The 26,372-nt window shown below is 62.4% G+C and carries 31 protein-coding genes and 1 other RNA gene; 21 read left to right on the forward strand and 11 right to left on the reverse strand.

What is annotated here, in order from left to right:
- The first annotated feature begins 11 nt into the window (after window positions 1–11).
- Both INR99_RS01175 and INR99_RS01180 read left to right on the forward strand, forming a co-directional pair.
- Entirely contained in the window at window positions 12–1,283 is a 1,272-nt protein-coding gene (locus tag INR99_RS01175) for an O-acetylhomoserine aminocarboxypropyltransferase/cysteine synthase family protein (protein WP_194114455.1), read from the forward strand.
- Between the two features lie 113 nt (window positions 1,284–1,396).
- Window positions 1,397–5,029: an EAL domain-containing protein gene (locus tag INR99_RS01180; protein WP_194114456.1), complete on the forward strand. Its 3,633-nt coding sequence runs from the start codon at window positions 1,397–1,399 to the stop codon at window positions 5,027–5,029.
- Between the two features lie 60 nt (window positions 5,030–5,089).
- Here the strand turns inward: INR99_RS01180 and rnpB are convergent.
- Window positions 5,090–5,564: RNase P RNA component class A (gene rnpB, locus INR99_RS01185), an RNA gene on the reverse strand.
- A gap of 142 nt (window positions 5,565–5,706) precedes the next feature.
- On the opposite strand from rnpB, the gene INR99_RS01190 reads away from it, so the two are divergent.
- Both INR99_RS01190 and INR99_RS01195 read left to right on the forward strand, forming a co-directional pair.
- Window positions 5,707–5,907, forward strand: coding sequence for a hypothetical protein (locus INR99_RS01190; protein ID WP_194114457.1), 201 nt, complete (start codon window positions 5,707–5,709; stop codon window positions 5,905–5,907).
- An 86-nt stretch (window positions 5,908–5,993) separates the two neighbouring features.
- Window positions 5,994–6,155: a hypothetical protein gene (locus tag INR99_RS01195; protein WP_194114458.1), complete on the forward strand. Its 162-nt coding sequence runs from the start codon at window positions 5,994–5,996 to the stop codon at window positions 6,153–6,155.
- 68 nt (window positions 6,156–6,223) lie between these two features.
- Here the strand turns inward: INR99_RS01195 and INR99_RS01200 are convergent, their stop codons facing one another.
- The 5 genes from INR99_RS01200 to INR99_RS01220 all read right to left on the reverse strand — a co-directional run bounded on the left by INR99_RS01200 (window position 6,224) and on the right by INR99_RS01220 (window position 8,526).
- Window positions 6,224–6,430, reverse strand: coding sequence for a hypothetical protein (locus tag INR99_RS01200; protein ID WP_194114459.1), 207 nt, complete (start codon window positions 6,428–6,430; stop codon window positions 6,224–6,226).
- Between the two features lie 3 nt (window positions 6,431–6,433).
- Window positions 6,434–6,628 carry an SHOCT domain-containing protein gene (locus INR99_RS01205; protein ID WP_194114460.1) on the reverse strand — a complete coding sequence of 65 codons (195 nt, stop codon included), beginning with the start codon at window positions 6,626–6,628 and terminating at the stop codon, window positions 6,434–6,436.
- A gap of 112 nt (window positions 6,629–6,740) precedes the next feature.
- Window positions 6,741–7,214, reverse strand: a complete 474-nt coding sequence (locus INR99_RS01210; protein WP_194114461.1) for a hypothetical protein — start codon at window positions 7,212–7,214, stop codon at window positions 6,741–6,743.
- Window positions 7,214–8,248 (reverse strand): dihydroorotase, encoded by a 1,035-nt coding sequence (gene pyrC / locus INR99_RS01215; RefSeq protein WP_194114462.1) that lies wholly within the window; start codon window positions 8,246–8,248, stop codon window positions 7,214–7,216. The genes INR99_RS01210 and pyrC overlap by 1 nt, the downstream gene beginning before the upstream one ends.
- 35 nt (window positions 8,249–8,283) lie before the next feature.
- On the reverse strand, window positions 8,284–8,526 hold the full coding sequence (locus tag INR99_RS01220) for a sulfurtransferase TusA family protein (RefSeq protein WP_194114463.1): 243 nt from the start codon (window positions 8,524–8,526) through the stop codon (window positions 8,284–8,286).
- A 162-nt stretch (window positions 8,527–8,688) separates the two neighbouring features.
- Between INR99_RS01220 and INR99_RS01225 the strand changes: the two genes are divergently transcribed.
- Genes INR99_RS01225 through INR99_RS01255 form a run of 7 tightly spaced genes read left to right on the forward strand, consistent with a single transcriptional unit; the run spans window position 8,689 to window position 13,821 of the window.
- Complete coding sequence (locus tag INR99_RS01225) at window positions 8,689–8,955, forward strand: PepSY domain-containing protein (protein ID WP_194114464.1); 267 nt, start codon at window positions 8,689–8,691, stop codon at window positions 8,953–8,955.
- Between the two features lie 3 nt (window positions 8,956–8,958).
- On the forward strand, window positions 8,959–9,756 hold the full coding sequence (locus tag INR99_RS01230; protein WP_194114465.1) for a phosphatase PAP2 family protein: 798 nt from the start codon (window positions 8,959–8,961) through the stop codon (window positions 9,754–9,756).
- The gene (locus tag INR99_RS01235) at window positions 9,671–10,207 is read left to right on the forward strand and encodes a cytochrome b/b6 domain-containing protein (RefSeq protein ID WP_194114466.1); all 537 of its coding nucleotides are present in this window, start codon (window positions 9,671–9,673) and stop codon (window positions 10,205–10,207) included. The genes INR99_RS01230 and INR99_RS01235 overlap by 86 nt, the downstream gene beginning before the upstream one ends.
- A gap of 8 nt (window positions 10,208–10,215) precedes the next feature.
- Window positions 10,216–10,878 carry a response regulator transcription factor gene (locus tag INR99_RS01240; RefSeq protein ID WP_194114467.1) on the forward strand — a complete coding sequence of 221 codons (663 nt, stop codon included), beginning with the start codon at window positions 10,216–10,218 and terminating at the stop codon, window positions 10,876–10,878.
- 1 nt (window position 10,879) lies between these two features.
- The gene (locus INR99_RS01245) at window positions 10,880–12,181 is read left to right on the forward strand and encodes an ATP-binding protein (protein ID WP_194114468.1); all 1,302 of its coding nucleotides are present in this window, start codon (window positions 10,880–10,882) and stop codon (window positions 12,179–12,181) included.
- The gene (locus INR99_RS01250) at window positions 12,178–13,158 is read left to right on the forward strand and encodes a cation diffusion facilitator family transporter (RefSeq protein ID WP_194114469.1); all 981 of its coding nucleotides are present in this window, start codon (window positions 12,178–12,180) and stop codon (window positions 13,156–13,158) included. Before INR99_RS01245 ends, INR99_RS01250 begins: the two co-directional genes overlap by 4 nt.
- Before the next feature lie 39 nt (window positions 13,159–13,197).
- Entirely contained in the window at window positions 13,198–13,821 is a 624-nt protein-coding gene (locus INR99_RS01255) for a CNP1-like family protein (protein WP_194114470.1), read from the forward strand.
- A 64-nt stretch (window positions 13,822–13,885) separates the two neighbouring features.
- Here INR99_RS01255 and INR99_RS01260 read toward each other — a convergent pair whose 3' ends face one another.
- Complete coding sequence (locus tag INR99_RS01260) at window positions 13,886–14,605, reverse strand: pseudouridine synthase (protein WP_194114471.1); 720 nt, start codon at window positions 14,603–14,605, stop codon at window positions 13,886–13,888.
- Between the two features lie 63 nt (window positions 14,606–14,668).
- Complete coding sequence (locus INR99_RS01265) at window positions 14,669–15,517, reverse strand: nickel/cobalt efflux transporter (RefSeq protein ID WP_194114472.1); 849 nt, start codon at window positions 15,515–15,517, stop codon at window positions 14,669–14,671.
- Between the two features lie 78 nt (window positions 15,518–15,595).
- Between INR99_RS01265 and INR99_RS01270 the strand changes: the two genes are divergently transcribed.
- From INR99_RS01270 to INR99_RS01285, 4 genes are all read left to right on the forward strand, one after another.
- Window positions 15,596–15,868 (forward strand): metal-sensing transcriptional repressor, encoded by a 273-nt coding sequence (locus tag INR99_RS01270; RefSeq protein WP_194114473.1) that lies wholly within the window; start codon window positions 15,596–15,598, stop codon window positions 15,866–15,868.
- Window positions 15,869–15,935: 67 nt separating this feature from the next.
- The gene (locus INR99_RS01275) at window positions 15,936–16,691 is read left to right on the forward strand and encodes a sulfite exporter TauE/SafE family protein (RefSeq protein ID WP_194114474.1); all 756 of its coding nucleotides are present in this window, start codon (window positions 15,936–15,938) and stop codon (window positions 16,689–16,691) included.
- Window positions 16,692–16,700: 9 nt separating this feature from the next.
- A complete protein-coding gene (nudC, locus tag INR99_RS01280; protein WP_194114475.1) occupies window positions 16,701–17,522 on the forward strand; it encodes an NAD(+) diphosphatase in 822 nt (273 codons plus the stop codon).
- A 219-nt stretch (window positions 17,523–17,741) separates the two neighbouring features.
- On the forward strand, window positions 17,742–18,653 hold the full coding sequence (locus INR99_RS01285) for a DMT family transporter (RefSeq protein ID WP_194114476.1): 912 nt from the start codon (window positions 17,742–17,744) through the stop codon (window positions 18,651–18,653).
- Between the two features lie 93 nt (window positions 18,654–18,746).
- On the opposite strand, the gene INR99_RS01290 is transcribed toward INR99_RS01285, so the two are convergent.
- The gene (locus INR99_RS01290; RefSeq protein WP_194114477.1) at window positions 18,747–20,372 is read right to left on the reverse strand and encodes a methyl-accepting chemotaxis protein; all 1,626 of its coding nucleotides are present in this window, start codon (window positions 20,370–20,372) and stop codon (window positions 18,747–18,749) included.
- A 102-nt stretch (window positions 20,373–20,474) separates the two neighbouring features.
- On the opposite strand from INR99_RS01290, the gene INR99_RS01295 reads away from it, so the two are divergent.
- Genes INR99_RS01295 through INR99_RS01305 form a run of 3 tightly spaced genes read left to right on the forward strand, consistent with a single transcriptional unit; the run spans window position 20,475 to window position 22,435 of the window.
- Window positions 20,475–21,086 carry a sugar O-acetyltransferase gene (locus INR99_RS01295; RefSeq protein ID WP_194114478.1) on the forward strand — a complete coding sequence of 204 codons (612 nt, stop codon included), beginning with the start codon at window positions 20,475–20,477 and terminating at the stop codon, window positions 21,084–21,086.
- 10 nt (window positions 21,087–21,096) lie between these two features.
- Entirely contained in the window at window positions 21,097–22,071 is a 975-nt protein-coding gene (locus INR99_RS01300; protein ID WP_194114479.1) for a hypothetical protein, read from the forward strand.
- 19 nt (window positions 22,072–22,090) lie between these two features.
- Window positions 22,091–22,435, forward strand: a complete 345-nt coding sequence (locus INR99_RS01305; protein WP_194114480.1) for a hypothetical protein — start codon at window positions 22,091–22,093, stop codon at window positions 22,433–22,435.
- Between the two features lie 7 nt (window positions 22,436–22,442).
- On the opposite strand, the gene INR99_RS01310 is transcribed toward INR99_RS01305, so the two are convergent.
- The gene (locus tag INR99_RS01310) at window positions 22,443–23,072 is read right to left on the reverse strand and encodes a ParA family protein (RefSeq protein WP_194114481.1); all 630 of its coding nucleotides are present in this window, start codon (window positions 23,070–23,072) and stop codon (window positions 22,443–22,445) included.
- 93 nt (window positions 23,073–23,165) lie between these two features.
- Between INR99_RS01310 and INR99_RS01315 the strand changes: the two genes are divergently transcribed.
- From INR99_RS01315 to thpR, 3 genes are read left to right on the forward strand one after another with little or no spacing between them, the layout of a single operon-like run.
- Window positions 23,166–23,786, forward strand: a complete 621-nt coding sequence (locus INR99_RS01315; RefSeq protein WP_194114482.1) for a hypothetical protein — start codon at window positions 23,166–23,168, stop codon at window positions 23,784–23,786.
- 49 nt (window positions 23,787–23,835) lie between these two features.
- A complete protein-coding gene (locus tag INR99_RS01320) occupies window positions 23,836–24,639 on the forward strand; it encodes an NUDIX hydrolase (protein ID WP_194114483.1) in 804 nt (267 codons plus the stop codon).
- On the forward strand, window positions 24,629–25,150 hold the full coding sequence (gene thpR, locus INR99_RS01325) for an RNA 2',3'-cyclic phosphodiesterase (protein ID WP_194114484.1): 522 nt from the start codon (window positions 24,629–24,631) through the stop codon (window positions 25,148–25,150). The genes INR99_RS01320 and thpR overlap by 11 nt, the downstream gene beginning before the upstream one ends.
- A gap of 53 nt (window positions 25,151–25,203) precedes the next feature.
- On the opposite strand, the gene INR99_RS01330 is transcribed toward thpR, so the two are convergent.
- Window positions 25,204–26,361, reverse strand: coding sequence for a benzoate/H(+) symporter BenE family transporter (locus tag INR99_RS01330; RefSeq protein ID WP_194114485.1), 1,158 nt, complete (start codon window positions 26,359–26,361; stop codon window positions 25,204–25,206).
- Window positions 26,362–26,372: the final 11 nt, after the last annotated feature.

Below are 26,372 nucleotides of genomic sequence, written 5' to 3' on the forward strand. Positions count from 1 at the left end.
AGGAGTGCTGCATGAAGTTCGATACGCTTGCCATTCACGCCGGCTACGACGTCGATCCGACCACCAAATCGGTGGCCGTGCCGATCTACCAGACGACCAGCTACGCCTTCGACGACACCCAGCACGGTGCCGACCTGTTTGACCTGAAGGTGAAGGGCAATATCTATACCCGCATCATGAATCCGACCACCGATGTGCTCGAACAAAGGGTCGCGGCGCTGGAAGGCGGGATCGGCGCGCTGGCCCTGGCATCGGGTCAGGCGGCAATCACCTATGCCATCCTCACCATCGCCGAGGCGGGCGATAACATCATTGCCACCTCCACGCTGTATGGCGGCACCTATAACCTGTTCGCGCACACGCTGCCGCAATACGGCATCAGCGTGAAATTTGTCGATGCCAGCGATCCGCAAGCGGCCGCCGCACTGATCGACGAACGCACCAAGGCGATCTACTGCGAATCCATCGGCAATCCACTGGGCAATGTGGTCGACTTTGCCGCCTTTGCCAACGTAGCGCATGCCGGTGGCGTGCCGCTGATTGTCGACAACACCGTTCCCTCTCCCTACCTGACCCGCCCGTTTGAGCACGGCGCCGATATCGTCGTGCATTCGCTGACCAAATACATGGGTGGCCATGGCACCAGCATCGGCGGCATCATCGTTGATTCAGGCAAATTCCCGTGGGCGGAACACAAAACCCGCTTCAAGCGCCTCAACGAACCGGAAGTCAGCTACCACGGCGTGGTCTACACCGAGGCGCTGGGCCCTGCCGCTTTCATTGGCCGCGCGCGCACCGTACCGCTGCGCAATATGGGCGCATGCATCTCGCCGTTCAACGCCTTCCTGATCCTGCAGGGACTGGAAACCCTGGCGCTGCGCATGGATCGCCACTGCGAGAATGCACTGAAGGTCGCGGAATTCCTCAAAACCCACCCGAAAGTGAACTGGGTGAATTACGCAGGCCTGCCGGATCACCCAAGCCGTCCGCTGGTCGAGCAGTATTTCGGTGGCAAGGCATCCGGCCTGCTGACCTTTGGCGTAAAAGGCGGCCGTGACGCAGGCGCGCGTTTCCAGGATGCACTCAAGCTTGTTACGCGACTGGTCAATATCGGCGATGCCAAGAGTCTGGCCACCCACCCGGCCAGCACCACACACCGCCAGCTCTCGCCGGAAGAACTCAAGAAAGCGGGCGTCAGCGAGGATATGGTCCGCCTGTCGATCGGGATCGAGCACATCGATGACATTCTGGCGGATCTCGCGCAGGCGCTCGACGCGGCATAACCATGCCAGCATAATGGGCAGCAAGGCGGCCAGTCGGCCGCTGCTGCCCGCTGGCCTCCAACCCTACTGGCAAAGTGGCCGGAATTCGCTAGCATACTAATGGATTTCACAATTTGTCAGGCATTGATGTGCTGAACGCCCCCTCCGACACCGAATCGCTCGCACAACCGCTACTCGATGATGCCTGGCAGTTCATTTCCCAGGGCAAGCTCGCCGTGCTGGTGTGGGACCGGCAACTGCGCCTGCTGCATGCCTCGGCTGCCGCCAGCGAGCTGCTGGGAAGAACGGTCGAACAACTGGGCGGCCATTTCCTCAATGAATTGCTGCCCGTCAGCGAACATTTCCGTCTGAGCGGCCAGCTGCTGAATCTGCGGCCGGGCATGCCGCCACTGGCGCTGGAAGGCTGGATACTGAACTCGCGCCTGCAGGAAATGCGCATCCAGTGGCTGATCTGGCAACTGGATGACAGCCGGCAGATCGGGCTGATGTATGACCAGCGCGAACTGTCCGCCCTGCGCGATGAAGTCCAAATGCGCCGCGAGCTGTATTCCGCACTGGTAACGCAGGCTCGCGATGCCATTGTGCTGATCAATCCGCACACCGCCAGCATTATCGAATTCAACCCCGCCGCCGCGGATATGCTTGGCTACTCGCCGGCCGAATTCGGCCGGCTGCAGCTGGTTGAGCTCGGCAGGCTCGAGGACATCAATACCTGGCTAGGGTATGCTCGCGAAGCCACTAATGGCGAATGCGTTATCCGCGATACCCTGCTTAGCACCAAACAGGGAACGCGTATCAATGTCCGGATCAGCAGCCGCCCGGTTCTGATCCAGGGTGAAGTGATGCTGGCCACACTCTGGACCGACATCACGCCCTCACACCATGCGCGCCAGGAAATTGCCGCGCTGACGCAGCACATGAACCAGGTGCTGCGCGACGCACAGATCGGGGCCTGGGATTACGATATCCCCAGCGGCATCATCCACGTCAACGAACAGTTCCACAGCCATTTCAGCCATGTCTTCGACTCGCTGGACACGCATATCGATGAATGGCGCAAGATCCGTCACCCGGTCGACGAAGGCAATGCCGATGCCGCACTACTGGCGCACCTGGAAGGCAAGACACCGGAATTCGAAGGCAAATGGCGGCTGATGCAGGAAGACGGCAGCTGGCACTGGTACATTTCCCGGGGCAAGGTCATCGAATGGGCCGATGACGGCGCACCGCTGCGCATGACCGGCACCATCATCGATCTGAGCGCCCAGCAAGACTCGCTGGGGGAGCTGATCCGCTCGGAAACCAAATCCCGGGCCATGCTTGATGCACTTTCCGCGGCAATTGCCATTCTCAACCAGGATGGGCAGGTCATCACCACCAATGCGGCCTGGGAACGCTTTGAAAACCGCTTCGGCGTCCCCCCCAGCGAATGCCTGCGCCTGCGCCCGCCGGCAGGCACTGGCAGCGGTTTCCAGTTCGACGAACTGTACGAGGCCTATCAGGCCGGCCTGCATACCGTGCTGCGTAGCGAACTTGATTATTTCGAGATCGAAATCCCCTCCCCCTGCGGTGAAGAGCTGCAATGGTTCCTGTGCCGCATGCAGCGGGTACACGAGCTGAATGGCCATGTCCTGCTGGCGCATGAAGACATCACGCAGCAGAAACTGATCCATCAAGCCATCAGCGACACCCGCAGCCGCTACGAGGAATTGCTGCACAACGTCGACGGGATTGTCTGGGAGGCTGACCCCGGCACACACAACACCACGTTTGTCAGCAGCCAGTGCGAGCGCATGCTGGGCTACCCACCGCACAGCTGGATGCAACCGGGTTTCTGGATTTCGTGCGTGCATCCGGCCGATCGCGCGATGGTGATGCACACCGCCATGGAAAAAGTCGCCGTCGAGGAAGACTACGAGCTGGAATACCGCTTCCAGACCCGCGACGGGCGCTGGGTCTGGCTGCACGACCGAGCCTCCGTCCGGCGTAATGATGCCGGCAAGCTGCAACTGAGCGGACTGGTCATCGACATCACGGCGCGCAAGCAGGCCGAAGAGCAGCTGCGCCTGGCCGCCAGCGTATTCCAATATGCCCACGAAGGTATCCTGATCACCGATGCAGACAACCGGGTCATCGACATGAACTCGGCCTTCCTCAGCATGACCGGCTACGAACGGAGCGAGCTGCTGGGGCAAAAGCCCGCGGTGCTGCGTTCCGGCCGCCACCACCGCGACTTTTACGTCACGATGTGGGAGCGCATCCACAGTCAGGGCCACTGGCGCGGTGAAATCTGGAACCGGCGTAAAAGCGGTGAGCTGTGCGTCGATCTGCTGACCATTTCCGCCGTACTCAATACCGAACAGCAGATCAGTCACTACGTTGGCGTGTATGCCGACATCACCCAGCTCAAACAGCAAGAACAGAAGCTGGAGCTGCTGGCACACTACGATGCGCTGACCGGACTCCCCAATCGCGTACTGCTGGCTGACCGGCTGGAGCAGGCGCTGGCCCTCGCCCGGCGCAGCGGCCTGCTGCTGGCCGTCTGTTACCTGGATCTCGACGATTTCAAACCCATCAACGACCGCTACGGCCACGAAGTCGGCGACGACCTGCTCGTGGAAATCAGCCGCCGGCTGATCGACAACGTCCGCGGCGGCGATACGGTTGCCCGGCTGGGCGGTGACGAATTCGTGCTGCTGCTAGGCAACCACACCTCGACCGAGGAGTGCGAACAGGCGCTCAAACGCATCCTGCATGTCGTATCGGTACCGTACCTGTATGAGGGGGATGTGCTGCGTGTCAGTGCCAGCCTTGGTGTCACCCTGTATCCGCAGGATGGTGCCGATGCCGAAGGCCTGCTGCGCCATGCCGATCAGGCCATGTACAGCGCCAAGCAGTCCGGCGCCAACCGCTACCATTTCTTTGATGCCCAGCAAGACCAGCAGATGCGCAGCCAGCGCCAGCTGCTCGATCGCATCGCCCGGGCCCAGGCCGACAACGAGCTGCAGCTGTATTACCAGCCCAAGGTCGACATGCGAAGCGGCCGCGTGATCGGTGCCGAAGCACTGCTGCGCTGGCAACACCCCGAACGGGGCATGGTCATGCCAGGCGAGTTCCTGCCAGTACTGGAAAGCTCAGTGCTGGTCAGCGATGTCGGCTACTGGATCATCGGTACGGTGCTCGCCCAGATGCACAGCTGGCAGAGCCAGCATGATCTGCGCATCCCGATCAGCGTCAACGTGTCCCCCCGTCAGCTGGCCAACGCCGATTTTCCGCTGCTGCTGGCCAAGGCGTTGGCACGCCACGAACACATCGATCCGGCCCTGCTTGAAATCGAGATTGTCGAATCCGCCGCGCTGGAAGACATCGGCCGCGCCATCCGCATCCTCAACATCTGCCGCGGCATGGGGGTGCGCTTTGCACTGGATGACTTCGGTACCGGCTATTCCTCGCTGACCTACTTCAAGCGCCTGCCGGCGGAAGTACTGAAAATCGACCAGTCCTTCGTGCGCAACATGCTGACCGACCCCAATGATGAAGCCATCGTCCGTGCGGTGATCAGCCTGGCCGAGGCCTTCGAGCGCAAGGTCATCGCGGAGGGCGTGGAAACAGCCCAGCATGGCGAGCTGCTGGCGAGCCTGGGCTGCCATCATGTGCAGGGCTACGGCATTGCCAAGCCGATGCCTGCCGCAGCCTTCCCGCAATGGGTACGCGACTACGAAGCAAATCCGCGCTGGCTTGACTAGAGATGTATGCAGCCCGAACCCACGAAAATCGAGGGCGTTGACCACATGGGGTAGTGGGTATTGCAAAGCAGGCCGGTAAGCCGGGTTCTGTACCCTGCCTTGCGGCAGGTGACTGTCATTCCTCTAGGCCAGCCCTTGCGGACTGGCTCCAGCAACCTACCCGCAGACTCGGCGGGCCGCCTCAACGTCTGCTGCTTGGTCTTGCTCCGGATGGGGTTTACCCTGCCCGGGAATGTTGCCACCCCGGCGGTGCGCCCTTACCGGTCCTTGCGGACGGCTGCTGTCGCAGCCCACCTTTTCACCCTTGCCTGATCCCCTGGCAATCCGTTGCCGGATTGCCAGCCCGCAAGCAGCATCCTGCTTGTTTGGGACTTTGCGGTGCTTGCGCACCGCGAAATCCGGGTCATCGGCGGTTCAGCTCTCTGTTGCACTTTCCGTCGCCTCGCGACGCCCGGCCGTTAGCCGGCATCCTGCCCTGTGGAGCCCGGACTTTCCTCCCCCCCGTTGCCGGGGCAGCGACAGTCTGGCCTGCTTTGCGGGGGCGATTATCCGCGACATGCCGTCCCGTAGCAAACCCGTCCGGCATTTTTCCCGCACAGAAGCGGTATTCCTACCGTGAAAGCCTCCTCCTCCCCGCGGACAATCAAAAGCTATCCAGTCTGAAACCGGGGGCCGCCATGAGCAGCACGCTAACCGCCACACACCTTGAGCAGCGCAAGCTGCAGCAAACACACCGCCTGCAAGGGATTGCCGCAATTTCCTGCCAGCAATCGTGGGCATTTCTGCGGGCTGGGCTGGCCGAACGGCAAGCGGCGCTACGGCTGCAGCCTGGACAGCCCGGCAAGACAGCCCCCGGCTACGAGCCGCTGCTGCGGTAAAAATGCATACATGTCAGCTGCATTTGTGCAGCGCCATGCAACGGCAGAACCGGGATGATAAAGGCATGAATCATCAGGAGAAAACCATGCCGGAAACCATCCGCCGCTACATCGACAGCCGCATGGCTGGCAGTGCGAGTACGCTGGAAATCATCGAAGGCATCAGCCACGAGTTTCATATTCCGGCGCGCACCGCCTATGAGATGCTGCAGGAATACCTGCTGCTACAGCGCCCCCGCTGCCTCTGAGCCGGAGCGCCGGCATTGGCCCTCCATGGGCCAGGAACCGCTGCCCATGAAAGCAACGCCATTGCCGATCAGTCCTTGCGCTTCAGAATGATCGTCTGCAGTTTGTCGTATTCCTGCTGGGAAATGGCACCCTCATCAAGGGCGCGCTTCAGATCAACCAGTTCCTGGCCTTTGGAAACGGTGGTCACACCCTGAACCTTGACGTTGGTTGTGCTGCCACAGGCCGTGAGCAACAGCAGGCACGCCACGGGAATTACCGCAATAATCTTCCGCATGATCTACTCCACGCTCTCGATAAGTGACTTGCGCTGGGCCTTGTAATCCTTCTCGCTGATTGCGCCCGCATCATAGGCCTTCTTCAGGTCCATCAACTGCTGCCCAACCGACACATTGACCGCCGGCTTGACGACTTCGGTTGAACTGCAGGCGGCCAGCATCCCGGCCAGCAGCACAGTAAGTACCGTCTTATGCATGATTGCCTTTCTCCTCTCATCGGGGCTCCTGCCCCCAGTAGATTGTGAGGCACCAGCAAAGCGGCCACCAAATCCATGGCCAGTCATTGTCTGAATTGCGCCAGCATGCACATCACTGGGAGCCGCCAGCATCTGTCAAGCGCAAACCCGTTACTCGCGCCAAATCCGCAGCCAGCGCCTGTGCCCGGCCCGAGCCGCGCGGCGTAGCCGGAAACTGTGCAAAGGCAAAGCGGGGCGCATCCTCTCCGTCGCCCAGCACCATCACCCACACGCTATCGCGGCGGAACAGATTGGGCTCCTGTTCGAGCGTGATCCGCGTGAACGGCGCCAGCGGCGTGGTGCGTTGCCACAGGGCCAGCAGCCCCAGCAAGCGTGTGCGGCGGATCAGCGACTGGCCATCACAGATCTGCTCGGTGGGCAGCGCCCAGAAGAACAGCCCTGCCGCCAGCATGGTGTACCAGAACACGCCGAAGAAATTGTGTTCGGGGCCACCCTCGATCAGGGGCAGGCCCCACAGGGCCGCCGCCAGCAGCCCGGCACCAAACAGCCACCAGGCCGGGCTTTGCGTCGTACGGTAGCTGACCATCAGTCGGCCAGCTTCCAGGCAATGCTGCTGCCGGCACGCAGCGGCACCACCACGCTGTCACCGAAAGCGTACTCTTCCGGCACCGACCAGCTTTCCTTCACCAGCGTCACCTTGTCGGCGTTCGGCTTGAGACCATAAAAGGCCGGGCCGTTCAGGCTGGCAAACGCCTCGAGCTGATCAAGTTTGCCGACCGATTCGAACGCCTCGGCGTACAGTGGCAGCGCGGCGTGCGCGGTGTAAGCACCGGCGCAGCCGCACGACGCTTCTTTGGCACCCTTGGCGTGCGGCGCGCTGTCGGTGCCGAGGAAGAACTTGGCCGAACCGCTGGTCGCCGCGCGCACCAGCGCCTGGCGATGCACCTCGCGCTTGAGGATCGGCAGGCAGTAGTAGTGCGGGCGGATGCCGCCGGCCAGCATGGCATTGCGGTTGTACAGCAGATGATGCGCGGTAATGGTCGCGGCCACATTGGCAGGCGCGCTGGCAACAAAATCAGCCGCATCCTTGGTGGTGATGTGCTCGAACACCACTTTCAGTTCGGGCAGGCGCGCCAGCAGCGGCTGCATTACCCGGTCGATGAACACGGCTTCGCGGTCGAAGATATCGATCTCGGCATCGGTGACTTCACCGTGCACGAGGAAATTCAGCCCGACTTCGGCCATTTTCTCCAGCACCGCCATGCGGCGGTCGAGATCGGTGACACCGCTGTCGGAGTTGGTGGTGGCGCCCGCCGGGTAGAGCTTCACCCCGTGGATGAAACCGGATTCCTTGGCCTTCACGATCTCATCCGGCGAGGTATTGTCGGTCAGGTACAGTGTCATCAAGGGTTCGAAGGACAGACCTGCTGGTACGGCAGCCAGAATACGCTCGCGGTAGGCGGCCGCCTGCTCGACGGTGGTCACCGGCGGGCGCAGGTTGGGCATGATGATGGCACGACCGAATTCGCGCGCGGTATGCGGCACAACGGACTGCAGGAATTCGCCGTCGCGCACGTGCAGGTGCCAGTCGTCGGGGCGGGTAAGCGTCAGGGTTTGCATGGAAAACTCCGGATGACAGGAAATCGGGGCGCGTCTCAGTCGGCACGCTTCTGGATCAGGAACAGGAATTTACTGTCCTCGACCCAGTGTTCGACCAACAGATTGCCGGTCTGTTTGCAGAACGCCGCAAAATCGGTCGGCGTTGCCGGGTCGGTACAGGTCACCTGCAGCAACTGGCCGCCGGCGAGATTCGCCAGCGCCTTCTTGGTGCGCAGGATGGGCAAGGGGCAATTCAGGCCGGACAGATCGGCAACAAGATCGGCAGCGGGACGGGTCATGGTGGGCTGGCCAGGCGGCAAAAAGCTGATTTTACGGTGTTTCACGTCCCAGCGGCAGCCTCCGGCACAACGAAGCGGCAGCGCTTAAGTTTTGCTTCATCCTCATGACGTTCAATCCGTCCTGCAGACTCTGCACCTCTCATACCCATCTGGAGATTTGTCATGCTGAAACTGATCGCCGCAGTATCCGCCACCCTGATCGCCGGCTCGGCCTTCGCCGGTGCCAGCTGTACCAAGCACCCGAAAAACGAATGGCTGCCGGAAGACCAAGCCCAGGCCAGGATCGTGGAAATGGGCTACAAGATCAAGAAATTCAAGGTTGACGGCAACTGCTACGAAATCTACGGCTGGAACAAGGACGGCAAGAAGGCCGAGGTGTATTTCGACACCAAGGACCTCAGCATCGTCAAGGCCGAGATCGGCAAGTAATCCATGCCGCACGCTGCGCTGACCCGCGGACAATTCCTGCGCTGGCAAGCCGGCGGCCTCTGCGTGGCCGCCGTGCTGCTGGTGCTGGTCAATTACGCCACCGACTGGGATGTCCGGCTGACGGACTACTATTACGATTTTGCGCAGCAGCGCTTCCCCTGGCGCGATGCCTGGCTCACTGCCGAGCTGGGACACCACTGGTTCAAGCTGCTATTCCAGATTCTCGGCGTTGCGCTGGTCGTCGGCAGCATCTGGCAAATCCGCAAGCACAAGACCACGGGTATTGCCGGAAAACGCGGACTGGTAATCGGACTCAGCGTCATACTCGTCCCGGGTATTATCGCCACCCTGAAACACTTCAGTAGCCTGCATTGCCCATGGGAAATCGACCGCTGGGGCGGGCATGCCCCCTTGCTGCGACTCTTTGATGCGCTCCCCTCAGGAACGTCACCGGGGCAATGTTTCCCGGCAGGCCATGCCACCAGCGCATTATGGCTGCTGGGGCTGATCGCCTGCTGGCTGCCCGACCGCCCGCGTCGCGCACTGGCCATGACGCCGCTGTTGCTGGCGCCCGGTATGATGCTGGGCTGGCTGCAGCAGATGCGCGGCGCGCACCTGCTTTCGCACACGCTGTGGTCGGTCTGGCTGAGCTGGGCGATCGTCGCGGCACTCAGCGCCTGGCTCTTGTTCCCGTCCACCATCAAGGAGACACACCATGAACCGCATCAAGATCTGGGATCCGCTGGTGCGCATCCTGCACTGGAGTCTGGTGCTGTGCGTGCTGGGCAATTTTCTCAATGAATCCGGCGAAGACTGGCACCGGCTGGCTGGCTATATCGCCAGCGGCATTGTGCTTACGCGTCTGATCTGGGGTGTCGTCGGCAGCCGGCACGCCCGCTTTTCCGACTGGTTCCCGACACCATCGCGGCTATTCCCCTACCTGAAAGCACTCCTGCGAGGGCAGGCGCCACGCCATCTCGGGCACAACCCCGCTGGCGCCGTGATGATGCTGCTGCTGATGGTGCTGGTGCTGTCACTGGGCGCCACCGGGTATATGATGGGAATGGATGCCTACTGGGGCGAAGAGTGGCTGGAAGAATTGCATGAAGGCATTGCCAACACGCTGATCGCCTGCGTGCTGCTGCATGTGCTGGCGGCCGTCATCGAGAGCGTCCGTCACCGCGAGAACCTGCCGCTGGCCATGATCACCGGTTACAAGCGTAGCCAAGATCACACCACAACCAAGGAGTAAGCCCCGCCGTGCAGTTATTGCTGGTCGAAGATGATGCCCTGCTGGGCGACGGGATCAAGGAAGGCCTGCTGGACGCCGGTTTCGTCGTCGAATGGCTGACCGATGGCCAGAATGCCTGGCATGTGCTGTCGCAAACGCACCAGTTTGATGCGGTCGTGCTCGACATCAACCTGCCCCGCATGGACGGGCTGACCCTGCTGCGGCAGCTGCGTGGCAAGGGCGATGCGGTTCCCGTCATCCTGCTTACCGCACGCAGCGAGATCGAGCAGCGTATCGAAGGGCTGAACTGCGGCGCCGACGATTACCTGCCCAAACCGTTTGCACTGGGCGAGCTCACCGCGCGCCTGCACGCACTGCTGCGCCGCAGCCACGGCCATGCCGACGCCACACTGCGCTGGCGCAACCTGAGCCTCAACCCGGGAAAACAGCAGGTATTGCTTGATAACCAGCATCTAGAACTAACCGCAACCGAATACCGCCTACTGTATCTATTGATGGCGAACGCGCCGCACTACCTCTCACGTCCGCAGCTGGAAGAAAAACTGTTTGGCTGGCAAAGCGAGCTGGAAAGCAATTCGCTGGATGTCCATCTCTCGCACCTGCGCAAGAAGCTGGGCAACGACACCATCCGCAATCAGCGCGGACTGGGCTGGCGGATGGGCGAGGCCTGACATGTTCAAGGATTGGTTGCAGCGCTCACTGCTATCCCGGCTGACATTGTTTACGGGGGCTGCGACCCTGCTGGTCTGGCTGGCACTCAGTATCAGCACTGTCCTCACGGTCCGGCACGAATTCGGCGAAATGCTGGATCACCGCCTGCAGCACGTTGCCCGCATGCTGCTGGATTTCGACATTCACCGCCAGCCGGATCTGGTGCGCCAGCAGAATGACAAATCCTTCAGCTTTGCCATCTACAGCCGGGATGGCGTACTTCTGGCAAGCGACCAGCAGCCGCCTCTGCCGCTGCTGAGCAACCGCGAAGAACGGCGCTCCCGGCGCTTGCTTGAACATGGCGGGCAGCGCTGGCTGGTTGCCATTGCCCGTGATGGTGAGCGCATCGCCGTGGTGGGTGAACGCAGCGACTGGCAGGACGAACTGCTGGAAGAAATCCTGGAGCATCTGGGCTGGCCGGTCACCATTTCCGCGCTGTTACTGCTCGGCCTGCTTTACTTCGCCCTGCGGCGCGCACTGATGCCGCTGCAAAACCTGCGCGCGGAGCTGGCTGCCCGCACTCCGAACGATCTAACACCTCTGGAACATCCTGTCCCGCAGGAAATCCGCCCGCTTACCCGGCAACTCAACCAGCTGTTTGCTGCGGTGAGCACCGTCCTGGCCCGTGAGCGACGCTTCACCGCCGATGCTGCCCATGAATTGCGCACGCCGCTGGCCGCCCTGCAAATCCAGCTGGAAGTCGCCGGACGCAGCCCGCGCCCCGAGGCCCGTGAACGGGCGATCCAGCAAGCGCTAACCGGTGTTGGCCGCACCACCCAGCTCGTCAATCAGCTGCTGGAACTGGCAAGGCTGGAACATCTGGACGAACTGGCGACGGACACCCTCAGCCTGCAGGCGCTGGTACAAACCACCCTCGACAGCGAGACCGCAGACGACGTCGCGCTCTGCGGGCAGAGCGATCTGCACATTCAAGGCCATGCCGGATTGCTGCAATTGCTACTGCGCAACCTGCTCGACAATGCCCGGCGCTATGGCGCTGCGCCGATCCGGATCGAGCTTGCCGCCGACGGTCTCAGCGTGATCGACCACGGCCGGGGCATCAGCCCGGAAACACTGCAGCGCCTGGGCGAGCGCTTTTACCGGCAAGCCGGCCAGACGCAACCGGGCTCGGGGCTGGGGCTGTCGATCGTCCGGCGGATTGCCGAGCTGCACGGCGCCGAGCTGCGCTTTCATAACCACCCAGAGGGCGGACTCGCAGTCACCCTGAGCTGGCCCCGGTCCGGCAATGAGGCACCGGCATGAGTCACGCACACGCACACCCGCACGATCAGCCCGGGGGGCACCATGCCGGGCATGACCATGAATTCGACCACAGCCACCATCACCATCATCACGGCGTACCCAGTTCGCAGAAACGGCTGGTGTTCGCGCTATTGATTACCGCCGGGTTTGCCTTCGTCGAGCTGATCGGCGGCTGGTGGGCTGGCTCGCTGGCGCTGATTTCCGACGCCGGTCACATGTTCACCGATTCGGCGTCGCTGCTGCTGGCGCTGATTGCGAATCTGATCGGCCAGCGCCCGGCCAACGATGATCATTCCTATGGCTTTGGCCGGGCCGAGGTGCTGGGGGCACTGCTCAACAGCCTAGCGATGATTGCGCTGGTGGTATGGATCGGGGTCGAGGCCGTACAGCGGCTCCTGCACCCGCAGGAAGTCAACGGCGGTGGCGTGATGGTGATCGCGGTCATCGGCCTGATCGTGAATGTGCTCTCGGCGTGGCAGCTCTCGCATGACCACGACAACATGAATAGCCGCGCCGCGCTGCTGCATGTCCTGGGAGATCTGCTTGGCTCAGTCGCGGCCATTGCCGCCGGGGCGATCATCTATTTCACCGGCTGGAAACCGATCGACCCCATTCTGTCGGTACTGGTGCTGGGCCTGATCCTGCGCTCGACCTGGGCACTGCTGAAACAGACGACGCACGACCTGATGGAGGGCGTCCCCCCGCACCTGAAGCTGCACGATATCGGCATGGCGATTGCCGCCGAGCCCGGCGTGCGCGAAGTGCATGATCTGCACGTCTGGCGGATTTCCGGTCGGCGGGTTGCGTTGTCGGCACACCTGCAGATCAGCAAGGGCAGCGACTGGCCGGCGCTTTTGCCACGGCTGAACCAGATGCTGCTCAAGCGCTTCCAGATCGACCATGTCACCCTGCAGCCCAGCTGGCAGCCCCAACACCGCGAGGGCCGGATTATTCCCATCCATCACCAGCGCGATTGATGGGTAACCGCCCCTTTGCTAGCATCCACTCCTTCTTCCATGCAGGTATTCATCATGCGCCGCGCCGCGATTGCCCTTTCCTCCATCCTGCTGCTGGCCAGCCCGCTGAGCCAGGCCACCGAATATGACTCCGGCCGCGGGCCCAATGGCCAGGTCGTCGGGGATGGCGATAGCGATGGTGGCATGTTCAGCAACCTGCTCAAGGACGGCAAGCCGGCCCCCAAGGAAGGCGAATACACCATGCCGGATCTGGCCAAGCTCAAGGAATGGGCACAGGTCACCATTCCGCATCAGCCGGTGCAGCAGAACGATTACGCCATTGCGCTCGACAGCATCACGGTCGGCAAGGATGACCGCATCGTGCGCTATGTGATGATGGTGAAATCCAAGCGCGGCAAGGCGCGCAATGTGCTGTTCGAAGGACTGGACTGCTTCTCGAACCAGTATCACACCTACGCCTGGGCCAATCAGCAGGGTGAATGGCAGACGTTCAGCGATCCGAAATGGAAACTGATCACCAAGGACACCCACAACAGCTGGCAGGCCGAACTGGTGGATGAAATGTGCCAGCTGAACGAGCCGTACAAGCTGGAGGCGATCCGCAGCAATCTGAAAACCGACAGCAGCGATAAATTCGGCTGCTCGGGCTGCGGCCAGCAATAAGCAGGGTATTGCCTCGTAGCTAGCCAAAAATAAAACCCGCCAAGGCATACCCTGGCGGGTTTTTTCATGCCTGCAGCTGCAGCAGTTGTTCTGCGCTCAGATAGCGCCACTCACCCTCGTCCAGATCCAGTGCAGCCAGCGTCAGCCCGCCGATCGCGGTCCGCGTCAGCGCCGCACAGTGATTGCCGGCGGCTGCCAGCATGCGCTTCACCTGATGGTACTTGCCCTGCTCCAGCACGATTTCCAGCCGGTATTCGTCAAGCTGCGCACAATGCACGGCGGCCAGCGGCGCCGGCTCGTCAATCAGTTGCACGCCTGCGAGCAGCTTGGCCACCAGTTGCGGGGTGACGGCCTCGGCACAGGTTGCCACATACAGCTTGGGCACGTGGTGTTTGGGATGGCTCTGTGCATGGATGAATGCCCCGTCGTCCGACAGCAGCAGCAAGCCGGTCGTGTCATGATCCAGTCGGCCCACCGGCTGCACATCCCGCCATTCGAAGTTTTCCGGCAACAATTCCAGTACCGGCGGATGGTGCGAGGGCTTGCGCGAGCATTCATAGCCGGACGGCTTGTTCAGCGCGATGTACACCTGGCTGCGGTATTCCCAGTCTTCGCCGAACACCGTGAATGGCAAGCCCTCAACGGGAACGACCTCCTGCTTCCAGCTTTTTACGGTCTCGCCGTTGATCGTCACTTCGCCGTCGTCGACCAGATCGCGGCAGCCCTTGCGTGAGCCGAAGCCCTGGCTTTGCAGGAAACGGTCGAGGGTAAGGGCTTTGGCCATGGCGCAATCTCGGTTCGGGACAGAAGCTGCGCATGGTAAGCCGGCGCAGCGGCGAAATCCAGCCTAGATCAGCGCACGCAGGCCCAGCCAGCCCACATACAAACCAACCAGCACGATCAGCGCCCCCGAAAAATACGGTGCACGGCGGGCAAAGGCATCAAAGCCCTGCCAGCGCTGCGCCATGTGGCGTACCCCCAGTGCTGCCACGGCACCGCTGGCGACCAGCGTCAGCGCCAGGCCAGCACTGAAGCTCAGCACCAGGGTGGCGCCCAGTGCGATCTTTTTCAGCTGCAGGCACAGCAGCAGCACCGTGATCGATGCCGGGCAGGGGATCAGCCCACCCGTCAGGCCGAACAGTACGATCTGGCCGGTAGTGACCTGGCGGTTGGCGAAGCGGCGCTGGATATCGGCCGCATGGGCACGGGCATGCGCATCATCCGCCACGCCCAGCGCGAGTCCGCCATGGCCATGATCGTGGTGATGAGCATGCGGCTCATGTCGCCGATATTTGTGGTCGTGGTCGTGGTCGTGGTCGTGGTCGTGGCAGTCATGATGATGGTGATGATGGCCATGCTGCTCATGCCAGGTACGCCAGAGCATCCACAAGGCCACCAGCACAATCAGAATGCCGGAGGCCAGCTGGAAATAGGGCTCGGTCGTTGCCGCATTCCAGTTGCGACCGAAATACAAACCGGCCATGGCGACCGCCCAAACCACTGCGGTATGCGACAGGGTTGCCGACAAGCCCAGCAGCACCGCCTGGACGACCGTGCCACGGATGGCCACGATAAACGCGGCCATCATGGTTTTCGAATGCCCCGGCTCCAGACCGTGCAACGCACCCAGCAGGATGGCACTCGGGACGAACAGCCAGGCATTGCCCTGCTGCAACAGCGTGGTAAATTCGGTCATCGGCGGTATTCCTGCGGCGAATCGAGCATCACAGGATACTACCCCCCAGTATTTTTGGCGATTTTCAGGTGTAAGCGAATGTCACACACATTGCGTGATCAGAAGAAACTGCTGGCCAGAACCCGGCGCATCCAGGGCCAGGCCGCCGCACTGGCGACACTGCTGGAAAACGGCAGCGATTGCGCCGATGTGCTGCAGCAGATTGCCGCATTGCGCGGGGCCGTCAACGGCCTGATGGGTGCCGTACTGACCGAGCACCTGACCGTGCATCTGGTCGAGGAAAACGAGCTGGCCAAACGCCGTGAAGACCTCGACGTCGTCCAGCAGGTCATCCGCTCCTATCTGAAGTAGCGAACAAAGCGTGACGCGAAACTGACGGGCCACGCGTTAAGCTGCTGTTTTGCCCGAGGATGCGCTTGTGCTCGATTCGTTGTTGCTGTTTGCCGTGTCGCTGGTCGCCAATACCCTGTCGGCATTGGCCGGGGGAGGCGCCGGATTGCTGCAGCTACCGATCCTGCTGTTTCTCGGACTGGCGTTTCCCGTCGCGCTGGCAACCCACAAACTCGCCAGTGTTGCGCTCGGTGTCGGGGCCACCCTGAAACACCTGCGCTCGGGTACGCTCAATCTGCGCTTTTCTGCGCTGATCCTTGCCGCCGGCCTGCCCGGGGTCGTGCTTGGCGCACACCTGATTCTGCGCATCCCCGACCAGTGGGCTCTGCTGGCTCTGGCCATCCTGACTACCGGACTGGGTATTCACTCCTTGCTCACGCCAGAATTGGGTTTGCAGGCCATACCCCGCAACCGGGCGGGCTGGCGACTGGCGGCTGGTGCGCTGGTGCTGTTTCTGATCGGCGTACTCAATGGCTCGCTCACGTCCGGCACCGGGCTGTTTGTCACGCTGTGGCTGGTGTACTGGTACGGGCTGGAATACAAACGCGCGGTTGCCTATACCCTGGTGCTGGTCGGCCTGTTCTGGAACGGGGCTGGCGCTGCCGCACTGGCCGCGCAGGCTGGCATCTACTGGCCCTGGGTGCCAGTGTTGCTCGTGGCCTCGGTACTGGGCGGCTACCTCGGGGCACACTGGGCGCTGGTCAAAGGCAACCGGCTGGTGAAGCGCTGCTTCGAGCTTGTCACCCTGCTGACCGGGCTGTCACTCTTCATCAAGGCTTTCTGAGGGTTTCCCATGCATTCGCCGACCCTGCCAGACGATTTCACGGCCAGCTTCCATGCCTTGCCCGCTCCCTTGCCCGCAGCACTGAGCGTGGCCTTCCGTGCCGGCGAGCTGCTGCTGGCCGGCACCGCCCTCCCCGAGCAACAGCCTTGGCCGACTGGTACGCGTGCCTGGCTGATCGGCCACTGGCAGGACCAGCCGGTGCAATTGCTGGCGCTCCCGGATGCGACCAGTCCGGACAGCCTGACTCCGATTAGCCTGCGCGCCAGCTGGGCACTGCTGCCGGCCGGCCAATACGGCATTGCCGCGCGCGGGCGACAGCTGCTGCATTTTCTGGACGAGCACCGCTTCTGTGGCGCTTGCGGCCACGAAACGGCACTTATGGCCGCAGATGAAGCGGCCGTGGCCTGCCCGGCCTGCGGGCAGCGCGCCTGGCCCCGACATTCGCCTGCAGTAATGGTGCTGGTGCGCCGCGGCTCGGAAATCCTGCTGGCCCGCTCGCCGCACTTCATCCCCGGGGTGTATGGTCTGATCGCCGGTTTTGTCGATGCGGGGGAAACACTGGAAGCAGCCGCCGTGCGCGAGGTGCGCGAGGAAGTCGGGCTGGAGATCACCAATCTGCGCTGGTTCGGCAGCCAGAGCTGGCCCTATCCGCATTCCCTGATGCTGGCCTTTACCGCCGACTACGTCAGCGGAAACATCGTCTGCCAGCCCGGCGAGATCGAAGACGCCGGCTGGTATCACATTGATGCGCTGCCGCACATTCCCAGCGGGGCCAGTCTGGCTTACCGCCTGATTACTTCCGTTACACAGCAAATCAAAGCCGGGGATTGACCCACGCCAAGTCGGCTTGCTACCGTGCACTCATGATGCAAAGCACAATCATTAGCGGCGCAATCGCCGTCCTGAAACGAATCGTGTGGCTGAAAACAGCCTCCGCGGTTCGTGCGTGCGCATCAGTCAGCTAGATCAGCACCCACACCGCGGCAGTACGCTGCGGTGCAGACCATCCCTTTCACCGCAGCCAGCCCACCCACAAGACGGAGCACTGCGATGAATGCCACTTCCCAACGTATTTCCCCTCACCAGGCCGGTGTTGCACTGGCCGTACTGGCGGCCACCGGCTTCGCCCTGAAAGCCATCTTCATCAAGTTTTCCTATGCACACGGCGCGGATGCGCTGGATGTACTGACCTTGCGCCTGCTCTTCTGCGTGCCATTGATTCTGGCTGTTCGCGCAATCCGGCGCGATCCCGCACAGTCGCCACTCACCGGCGCACAGTGGCGCTGGCTGATCATGCTGGGACTGTGCGGCTATTACTTCTCCAGCCTGCTCGATTTTCTGGGCCTGCAGACGGTCAGCGCCAGCCTGGAGCGACTGATCCTGACGCTCTACCCCGCTTTCACGCTGATCATGGGCTGGCTGGCATTTGGCAACCGCATTCCCGGCAGCCTGGTCCTTGCCCTGCCGCTGAGCCTGGCCGGCACGCTGCTGGTGGCCAGCAGCCACGGTGGCGCCACGCATGGCGATGTCACCGGCATGCTGTTGATTCTGGGCAGCACGCTGAGCTTTGCCGTATTCATGTGTTTCAGCGCCCCTGTCATCCGCCAGATCGGCGCCACGCGCTTTACCGAGCTGGCCTTGCTGGTGTCCGCCACGGCGCTGGTGCTGCATTACCTGCTCACCCGTGATCCGCAGCGCCTGCTTGATCTGCCGGTCGTGGTCTGGACAGATACCGCCATCATGGCCGTGTTCTGCACGGTATTGCCGGTGTACGCAATGACCATGGCGATGGATCGCATCGGCCCCGGGCGCACGGCCCTGATCGGCAGCGTCGGCCCGATTCTGTCGATCGGTCTGAGCATGGCCCTGCTGGGTGAGCACTTCAGTGGCGTGCAATGGGCGGGCGCGGGACTGGTCTTGTGCGGCGCCCAGCTTGCCAGCCGAAAGGGTGGCAAGGTATAGCACCAAGAACCTTATCCAATATAACTTGCAATAACATACCCACAAAAAACAGCAGCCCGGCGTGCCGGGCTGCTGTGTTGTGCTGAACGGGGCTTAACGCACGCGGAAGCGCTGCATGGCGGCCGCCAGTTCGGCGGACATGCGCTCCAGTTCATGCACGGAGCTGGCCATCGAGCGTGAAGCCTGCGAAGTGCTCTGCGCCATGCCGGCGATGCGCTCGACATTGACGGCGATATCGCGCGTGGCCACGCGCTGCTCCTGCATCTGCTCGGTAATCACCGTCACTGCCGCGACCACATCGTGATTGCGCTGGTTGATGCGTTCAATGCTTTCGCTGGCCTTGTTGGCCTGATCCAGCCCTGCAGAAGCACGGCGGCTACCGTTATCCATCCTCTGCACGGCCTGCTCGGCGCCCTGCTGGATGCTGTTGACCATGGCGGTAATCTGGCTGGCCGACTGGGCCGTCCGCTCGGCCAGCTTGCGCACTTCGTCGGCCACGACCGCAAAACCGCGCCCCTGCTCGCCGGCCCGCGCGGCTTCGATTGCCGCATTCAGAGCCAGCAGATTGGTCTGGTCGGCCACATCGCGAATGACGACGACAATGCTGCCAATGTCGCGGATATTCTGTCCCAGCTCGGCGATGCGCTCCGATACAGCGGTCACTTCGGTGGCAATCTCGCGCATTTCATGGCTGGCCGCCTGCACATCCCCATTGCCGGCCTCGGCGAGATCGCCGGCGCTGCGCGCCTGCTGCTCGACCTCCAGCGTGTTGTCGGCCACCTGCTCCATGCTGGTGCTCACCTGTTGTACGGCAGCAGCCATCGCACTGGCAGCCCCGGACTGTTCTTCCGAGCTGCCGGTCAGCTGTTGCGACACGCTGCTGAGCTGGCGCGCGGTACCAGCAACATTGTCGGCATTGCGGCTGATCTGGCGGATCATGTCGGTGAGCTTGTCCTGCATCTTGTGCAGCGAGCCAAGCAGCTGGCCAATCTCATCCTGCCCGTAGCGTTGCCCGCTCCAGTCGTGCGTGAGATCGCCTTCGGCGATCTGGCCGGCCACGGTCGCGGCCGAGCGCAGCTGGCTGGCGACCTTGCTGGCAATCACCCAGGCAACCGACAGGCCCAGCACAATGGCAATCGCGCCAAGCATCAGCATCAGCGACAAAGCCGCCGTTGTTGCCGTGCGCGCACTGTTGCGGTCTTCTTCCATATCGGAACGCAGGTGCTGGGCCAGCGCATTCAGGCTGGCCTGAAACTCGCCGCTCGCCTTGGCGTAGTCCTGATTGATCAGTTTGCCGGCGATGCTGCGGTCGATTTTCAGCTGGTTGATCAGCACGGTTGTCGCCTGATCCAGCTGTTTGCCCTTGGCTTCCACACTGGCAAAGAGCGCGATGGCATCGGGGTCGGTCAGCAGGGATTTCAGCTCGGCCAGCTTCGCCTGCAACTGCTTGTGCCCGGTTTCAGCGCGAGCCAGAACATCATCCATGTCGCTGAGCGAGTCGGCGAGCGGTGCATTGCGGATTTCCTGCCCGTTTCCCAGATTGATCTGGATGATTTCATTGGCCAGCGCCACCTTGGGATAGGTGCTGTCAACGAGTTCGCTCAGCTGGGTACGCACCTTGGCAACGCTGAGAAAACCGACACCACCGACCACCAGCAGCAAGGCCAGTACGGCACCAAAGCCCGCCAGCAGCCGGGTTCGCAGTTTCCAGTTCTTCATCATTTGCCTCCGGATAAACGCAATTCGGGAAAAACCACCCGAAATTGGTTACAGCATAATTGTTTGCTTACATATCCGCCACTTCCATCGGCACACGCCATAATGGAATCAATCACCGCGAGGATGCGCGTCATGGGCATGCAGCCACCAATCCGTTTTGCATTCAGCGATCTGGGTCAGCGTCGCACCGAACGTGAAGCTGAAGCCGAATTGCTGGCACGCTACAACGAACTCGACCCGTTCGAGCAGGCCAGTGAGGCGCAGGACATCCTGAATCGCATGCTGGCCGAAAACGGCGGCGCCACCATCATGAATCCGACCTACATCGGCAGTGGCTGGAATATCCGTATCGGCCGCAAGGCCTTCATCAATGCCGCCGTCGTGCTTGACGGCTCGGCGCCAATCACTATCGGGCATCACACGCTGGTCGGCCCGGGCGTGCGCTTTCTCACCGCCTACCATCCGGTGGATCCGGCCGAACGCCAACGCTGGGCCTTCTGGGCCCGACCGATCACGGTGGGCGAAAATGTCTGGATCGGCGCAGATGCGCTGATCGTGGCTGGGGTGACCATCGGCGATCACAGTGTGGTCGGTGCCGGCAGTGTCGTGACCAAGGATGTGCCCCGCTGCACACTGGTCGCCGGCAACCCGGCGCACGTCATTCGCCAGCTCGACGAGCCCGATCCGGCTACACTGTATGAATTGAATCCCTGAACCCGCCATCATGTGGAACACCATCAAGCAGCTGTGGAACCGCCCCGATCCGCTGGCCGGCGTCGATCTGGCACTCATCGAGCAGCTGGTCGAGCTGGCCAGCCCGAAAATCCGTCTGGCCAGCCGGTACAAGGAGCGACTGGCGCCCTATCTGGGCTGGGCAGAAGCACAGGCGACGGCGACGGCAGCCCATCTGCCCGCGCCCGTGATGCTCACCAGCGAAAGCTGGCGCCAGGACCGGCTGCTGCAGCTGGTGTTCGCCACGCCGCAGCGGATGCACGAAGTCATCAACCAGCACGGCATACTGGCGCAATGGTTCTACGACTGGCCACTGGCCGATTCGCTGTGCACCCTGCTGGTCGTCACGCCGCATGAACAAACCCGCTATGGTGTCAGTGAACAGGATGGCCAGTTGCGCCAGGATGTCCCGCAGCGGCTGCTGACCTTCCGCGACCACCGCCTCGGCCGGGCAGTCGAAAGTCCCGCCGCGTTGCAGGCCTTGTTGCCGCTGCAGATACTCGACATGGTGGCCGGCGAAGCGCGCCGCAGTATCGAGTTGCTGGAAGCCGAGAAGACCCAGCTGGAAGACGAACTGGGCAATGCGCGGGTCATGCTGCGGCTGGCATCGACCAGTACTCCGGAGGCTGCCGCCGACAAGGCGCGCCAGGAAGAGCGCATCCGCAGCCTCACCACCGAACTGGAACGCTCGCATCAGGCACTGAACCCCGATGCGCTGTGCGACATTCTGGAAACCCAGCTGGCCGCCACGCCGGATCTGCTGCAGATGAGCTGCCGCGAATACCGCGTCAACGGGCTGGGCATGATCGACAGCGAAGATGGTGATGCCCTGCCGCTGCACCTGACCGAATACACCCTCGCACGCACGCCGCCGATCGTGCGGGTGCTGATCCCGGTTCTGATCCAGCGACAGCAGATTGACGCGCGCGAAGACGATGCCGGCGGCTTCAGCCCGGCGGCGCTCTAGTTACACAAGGAAAACAGCGATGGCACAGCCCGGGGTGTTTCTCGACGTCATTCTCCCGATCTGCATTGTGACCGGGCTGGCGGGCTTTCTGCTGTACGCGCTCGTGTCGCGCTTGCTGTATGACTATGTCGATGAGCACTACAACGACATGCTCGACAAACCCAAAGGCTCGCTGTACGCCGATCCGGAAGAGCTGGGGGCCTACATGGGCAGCATCTGGCTGCTGACCCGCACCGGGCGCTTCCGGCGCATCCTGTCACGACCGGTGCGTGTGCTATTCTGGCTGAACGGCCTGATCGGCGCGCTCATGGTCGGCAGCACACTCATCATCTGCCTTGCCTTCCTGCCAGGCCCCTGGCACTGACAGGTCCTCAGCGCGGCGCGGTCACCCAGTCAAGCAGAGGCTGCCACTGCGCGCGGTCCTGCCGCGTACGCGCCTCGGTCAGATCAAAGAGTGTCATCCCCCGGGCAATGGTATCCCGGTACAGCGTGGCCTCGCGCAACTGGGTTACCAGCGGAACGGCAAATCGGTTCAGAAAGGGTATCAACTCACGACCGTTGTTGGTTCTTGTATTCACGCGCATACCCACGGCCGCCACCCGAATCTCATCCCGCCGGAGTGCCTTGGTTTCCGCCAGTTCCTCCAGAAAGCCCGCAGTGGCCCGGAAATCGAATATGCCGGTCTGCAAGGGAACGATGACCTGATCGACCATCCCCAACAAGGCCTTCAGACGCTTGCCATGCAGTCCGGCCGGGCTATCCAGAATAGCGACCTGCGTGCCGCGCGGCGGGCGTGCCGGTTCGCCCGGTTTCACATCCCAGCCATGAATGCGTGGCAAACTGGGCGGACGATGCTGCAGCCAGCCAGCCAGCGACTGCTGGCGATCGGTATCGCCCAGCAACACCTGATCTTCCTGCCAGGCAAACCAGCAGGCCAGATGCGCGGCCAGCGTGGATTTCCCGCTACCGCCCTTGGGATTGGCAATCAGAATTCGGCGCATTGATTAACTACACCCAGCTGTCTTGAAACTGTAATAGTTTAAACGGTATATATCGTTTAGAGTATGAAGCATTCATGACATGAGGAGTCGAGCATGAGCAGCAAACCGGCCAGCAAGCCTGCCAGCGAAGCACCCAGCAACAAAACGGCAGCCAAAAAGCCGCAACCGAAAGCCGCAGCCACCCCTGCAGCCACATCCGCCCCCGCTGCCAGCAAGCCGGCAGCGGCAAAGAAGCCCTCCCAGCCGAAGTCCGCTGCTGCGCCCTCGCCGGCTGCAGCGCCTGCCAAGCCGAATGCGCCTGTTCAGCCCAAGCCTGCTGCACAGGCGAAACCCGCCCCAACCCGGCCACAAACACCAGCCCAGCCCAAAGCGGCGGCCCCCGCTCCGGCCAAGCCCGCCCCAGCTGCACCGGCCAAACCGGTGCTCGTCGAGCCTGCCGCCCGCAGCGAGAAAGTCGAGAAGGTGGAAAAGGTCGAGAAGAAAAAGGCCGTCAAGGTTAAGCTGGTTCGCGACAGTTACACGATTCCGGAAACCGAGTACGCCCGTCTGGCCGAGCTGAAGGCGCGCGTGCTCAAGCAGGGCGTCGACATCAAGAAAAGCGAGCTGCTGCGAGCCGGCCTGCTGCTGCTGGCCGAGCTGGACGATACCCAGCTGGCCGCGACGGCTTGCCGTGTCGAGCGCATCAAGACCGGCCGCCCGGCCAAAACCAAGTAAGCCATGCACGGGCAGCCCTCTTGGCTGCCCGGCCTGATCCAGTCCCGCCATGCTGCATAATCTGCTCGCCCAGTATCGCTGCCAGTTGCCCCGCTTTTCGCCTTCCGGCTTGCTGCGCTTTCACGCCGCAGGACTGCCGCTGGGCTGGGTATCGCCGGAAACCGCCGACTGGTTGCAGCGCTTTGACCGGCGTTTTGTCCCCTCGGCAACACAAATCGAAGTGCCGGTGAGCATCGGCCTGCGCCAGCTGCAGGCCCTGATGCGTGCCAGCGCCGAAGCCATGCGCGATGAAGGCCTGATCAGCGGTTGGCGCAATGAGGAATACCATTGCTGTGCACCGGACGAACGCGGCTGGCCGGATGCCGATCAGGCGCTGTTCCGGCTCGAACGTGCCGCATTCCGGCGCTTCGGGCTAACCAGTCGGGCTGTGCACATCAATGGCTACACGCACAGCGGCGCACTGTGGGTCGGCCGGCGAGCCCCCGGCAAGGCCATCGATCCTGACCGGCTCGACAATCTCGCGGCCGGCGGCTTGCCGGCCGGGGAAACACTGACAGACTGCGCCATCCGCGAGCTCGGTGAAGAGGCCGGCCTTCCTCCGCAACTGGCTGGTCAACTGGTCGCCTGCGGTGCCGTACGCAGCACGCGCAACGAGCCGGATGGCACCCATGATGAGATCCTGTACTGCTACGACCTGCTGCTACCGGACGATTTCATCCCGGAAAACCGGGATGGTGAAGTCGCCGCCTTCAGCCTGCTGCCTGGCGCCGAAGCGGCGACCCGACTGCATGAATTCACCTGTGACGCGGGCTGGGTGACGGCCGATTTTCTGTTACGTCACCATGACGAATAAGCGCCTGTTCATTGCGCTGCCACTGCCCGACCCGTTACGCCACACCATCTGCAACATCCGCGACGCGCTGCACGGCCAATGCCAGGGCCGCCCCGTGGCCAGCGCCAATCTGCATCTGACACTGGCTTTTCTGGGCGACACGCCGGACAAAGCACTGCCGGATATACAGGCGCTACTGGCCGGTTTGCCCGACAACTACGGCACACTGATCCTCGACGAACTGGGTTGCTTCCGCCAGCAGCACGGCCATGTGGTCTGGCTGGGCTGCAGCACAATACCTGCGGCGCTCGCTGCAGGGCTGGCGCAACTGCAGCAGGGCCTGCGCGCACTGGGGCTGCCGGTGGAAAAACGGCCATGGCAGCCGCACATCACCCTGCTGCGCGACGCGGCCCCCTGGCAAGCCCGACTCGCGCCGACACTGGAATGGCAAACCGGCGCAGCCGGGCTCTATGCGTCGACCCTGACCCCGCAAGGCCCTAGCTACACCCGGATCGACAGCATATACCCATGACCCTATACAAGCCTCGTCTTCTTTCTGCATGGATCAGAGAGCAATACCCATGACTACTTCGGCCGAACCAGCAGCAGCCAGGCCAGCACCCCACCGACCAGCCCCCAGAATGCCGAGCCGATACCGAAGAGTGTCATGTCCGACGCGGTAATCAGAAAGGTAATCAGTGCCGGCTCGCGCAAAGGCTCGTCACGCATGGCGATCGCCAGGCCGGCAGCCAGGGTGCCAAACAGGGCCAGCCCGGCCACTGCCAGAACCAGTGCCTGCGGGAAAGCCGCGAAAACTGCACCGACGGTCGCACCGAACACGCCCAGTAGCAGATAGATGCTCCCTGCGGCCACACTGGCCAGATAGCGACGCTGCGGGTCTTCATGCGCTTGCGGCGTCATGCAAAGTGCGGCAGTAATCGCCGCCAGATTGAGCGCAAAACAGCCCAGCGGGGCGAGCACAAGATTGACCAGCCCGATACCGCCCAGAATCGGCGATATGGGCGGACGGTAGCCATTGGCATGCAGCGTCGCCACCCCGGGAATGTTCTGCGAAGCCATGGTCACGACAAAGAGGGGCAGACCCACCCCAAGCAGGACCGGCCAGGAAAAGGCCGGGGAAATCCATACCGGGCGGGCAAGCTCCAGGCCAACACCCTGCCAGTGCAGCTCGCCCTGCCACCCAGCAATCAGCAGGCCAGTCAGCAGAACCAGCACAATCGCATAGCGACTCTGCCGCCGCCTGGCCAGCAAGTAGACGGCAAACATCCCCAGTACCAGCACAAGATGCTGGGGCAATACCTTGAAAACATTCAGGCCAAAGCGCACCAGAATGCCGGCCAGCAGCGCGGCAGCCAGTGGCATCGGCACCCGGTTCATGACCCGTTCGAACAGGCCGGTCACCCCGCACAGCAGCATCAGCGCCGCCGAAAACACGAAGGCCCCGATCGCCTGGGCCAAGGGTACCCCGCTGAGACTGGTCATCAGCAGCGCGGCACCAGGTGTCGACCATGCGGTCACCACCGGTACGCGGTAGCGCAGCGACAACAGGATGCAGGTCAGTCCCATTCCCAGTCCGAGTGCCAGCAACCAGGATGCCAGTTCGGCAGCATTGGCTCCCGCCGCTCGCGCGGCGGCAAACACGATGGCGGCCGAGCTGGTGTAGCCCACCAGCACGGTAATGAAACCGGCAGTCAACGCGGGGATATCCTGGCGGGTCAGCATGCGTCATCCTT

It is taken from the genome of Chitinilyticum piscinae (assembly GCF_015223195.1).
GTDB classification, from domain to species: Bacteria; Pseudomonadota; Gammaproteobacteria; order Burkholderiales; family Chitinibacteraceae; genus Chitinilyticum; species Chitinilyticum piscinae.

Bases quoted from the DNA above. Each gene is read 5' to 3' on its own strand.
- INR99_RS01175 (WP_194114455.1), top strand. From the start codon at position 12: ATGAAGTTCGATACGCTTGCCATTCACGCCGGCTACGACGTCGATCCG.
- INR99_RS01190 (WP_194114457.1), top strand. From the start codon at position 5,707: ATGAGCAGCACGCTAACCGCCACACACCTTGAGCAGCGCAAGCTGCAG.
- INR99_RS01195 (WP_194114458.1), top strand. From the start codon at position 5,994: ATGCCGGAAACCATCCGCCGCTACATCGACAGCCGCATGGCTGGCAGT.
- INR99_RS01200 (WP_194114459.1), bottom strand. From the start codon at position 6,430: ATGCGGAAGATTATTGCGGTAATTCCCGTGGCGTGCCTGCTGTTGCTC.
- INR99_RS01205 (WP_194114460.1), bottom strand. From the start codon at position 6,628: ATGCATAAGACGGTACTTACTGTGCTGCTGGCCGGGATGCTGGCCGCC.
- INR99_RS01210 (WP_194114461.1), bottom strand. From the start codon at position 7,214: ATGGTCAGCTACCGTACGACGCAAAGCCCGGCCTGGTGGCTGTTTGGT.
- pyrC (WP_194114462.1), bottom strand. From the start codon at position 8,248: ATGCAAACCCTGACGCTTACCCGCCCCGACGACTGGCACCTGCACGTG.
- INR99_RS01220 (WP_194114463.1), bottom strand. From the start codon at position 8,526: ATGACCCGTCCCGCTGCCGATCTTGTTGCCGATCTGTCCGGCCTGAAT.
- INR99_RS01225 (WP_194114464.1), top strand. From the start codon at position 8,689: ATGCTGAAACTGATCGCCGCAGTATCCGCCACCCTGATCGCCGGCTCG.
- INR99_RS01230 (WP_194114465.1), top strand. From the start codon at position 8,959: ATGCCGCACGCTGCGCTGACCCGCGGACAATTCCTGCGCTGGCAAGCC.
- INR99_RS01235 (WP_194114466.1), top strand. From the start codon at position 9,671: ATGAACCGCATCAAGATCTGGGATCCGCTGGTGCGCATCCTGCACTGG.
- INR99_RS01245 (WP_194114468.1), top strand. From the start codon at position 10,880: ATGTTCAAGGATTGGTTGCAGCGCTCACTGCTATCCCGGCTGACATTG.
- INR99_RS01250 (WP_194114469.1), top strand. From the start codon at position 12,178: ATGAGTCACGCACACGCACACCCGCACGATCAGCCCGGGGGGCACCAT.
- INR99_RS01255 (WP_194114470.1), top strand. From the start codon at position 13,198: ATGCAGGTATTCATCATGCGCCGCGCCGCGATTGCCCTTTCCTCCATC.
- INR99_RS01260 (WP_194114471.1), bottom strand. From the start codon at position 14,605: ATGGCCAAAGCCCTTACCCTCGACCGTTTCCTGCAAAGCCAGGGCTTC.
- INR99_RS01265 (WP_194114472.1), bottom strand. From the start codon at position 15,517: ATGACCGAATTTACCACGCTGTTGCAGCAGGGCAATGCCTGGCTGTTC.
- INR99_RS01270 (WP_194114473.1), top strand. From the start codon at position 15,596: ATGTCACACACATTGCGTGATCAGAAGAAACTGCTGGCCAGAACCCGG.
- nudC (WP_194114475.1), top strand. From the start codon at position 16,701: ATGCATTCGCCGACCCTGCCAGACGATTTCACGGCCAGCTTCCATGCC.
- INR99_RS01285 (WP_194114476.1), top strand. From the start codon at position 17,742: ATGAATGCCACTTCCCAACGTATTTCCCCTCACCAGGCCGGTGTTGCA.
- INR99_RS01290 (WP_194114477.1), bottom strand. From the start codon at position 20,372: ATGAAGAACTGGAAACTGCGAACCCGGCTGCTGGCGGGCTTTGGTGCC.
- INR99_RS01295 (WP_194114478.1), top strand. From the start codon at position 20,475: ATGGAATCAATCACCGCGAGGATGCGCGTCATGGGCATGCAGCCACCA.
- INR99_RS01300 (WP_194114479.1), top strand. From the start codon at position 21,097: ATGTGGAACACCATCAAGCAGCTGTGGAACCGCCCCGATCCGCTGGCC.
- INR99_RS01305 (WP_194114480.1), top strand. From the start codon at position 22,091: ATGGCACAGCCCGGGGTGTTTCTCGACGTCATTCTCCCGATCTGCATT.
- INR99_RS01310 (WP_194114481.1), bottom strand. From the start codon at position 23,072: ATGCGCCGAATTCTGATTGCCAATCCCAAGGGCGGTAGCGGGAAATCC.
- INR99_RS01315 (WP_194114482.1), top strand. From the start codon at position 23,166: ATGAGCAGCAAACCGGCCAGCAAGCCTGCCAGCGAAGCACCCAGCAAC.
- INR99_RS01320 (WP_194114483.1), top strand. From the start codon at position 23,836: ATGCTGCATAATCTGCTCGCCCAGTATCGCTGCCAGTTGCCCCGCTTT.
- thpR (WP_194114484.1), top strand. From the start codon at position 24,629: ATGACGAATAAGCGCCTGTTCATTGCGCTGCCACTGCCCGACCCGTTA.
- INR99_RS01330 (WP_194114485.1), bottom strand. From the start codon at position 26,361: ATGCTGACCCGCCAGGATATCCCCGCGTTGACTGCCGGTTTCATTACC.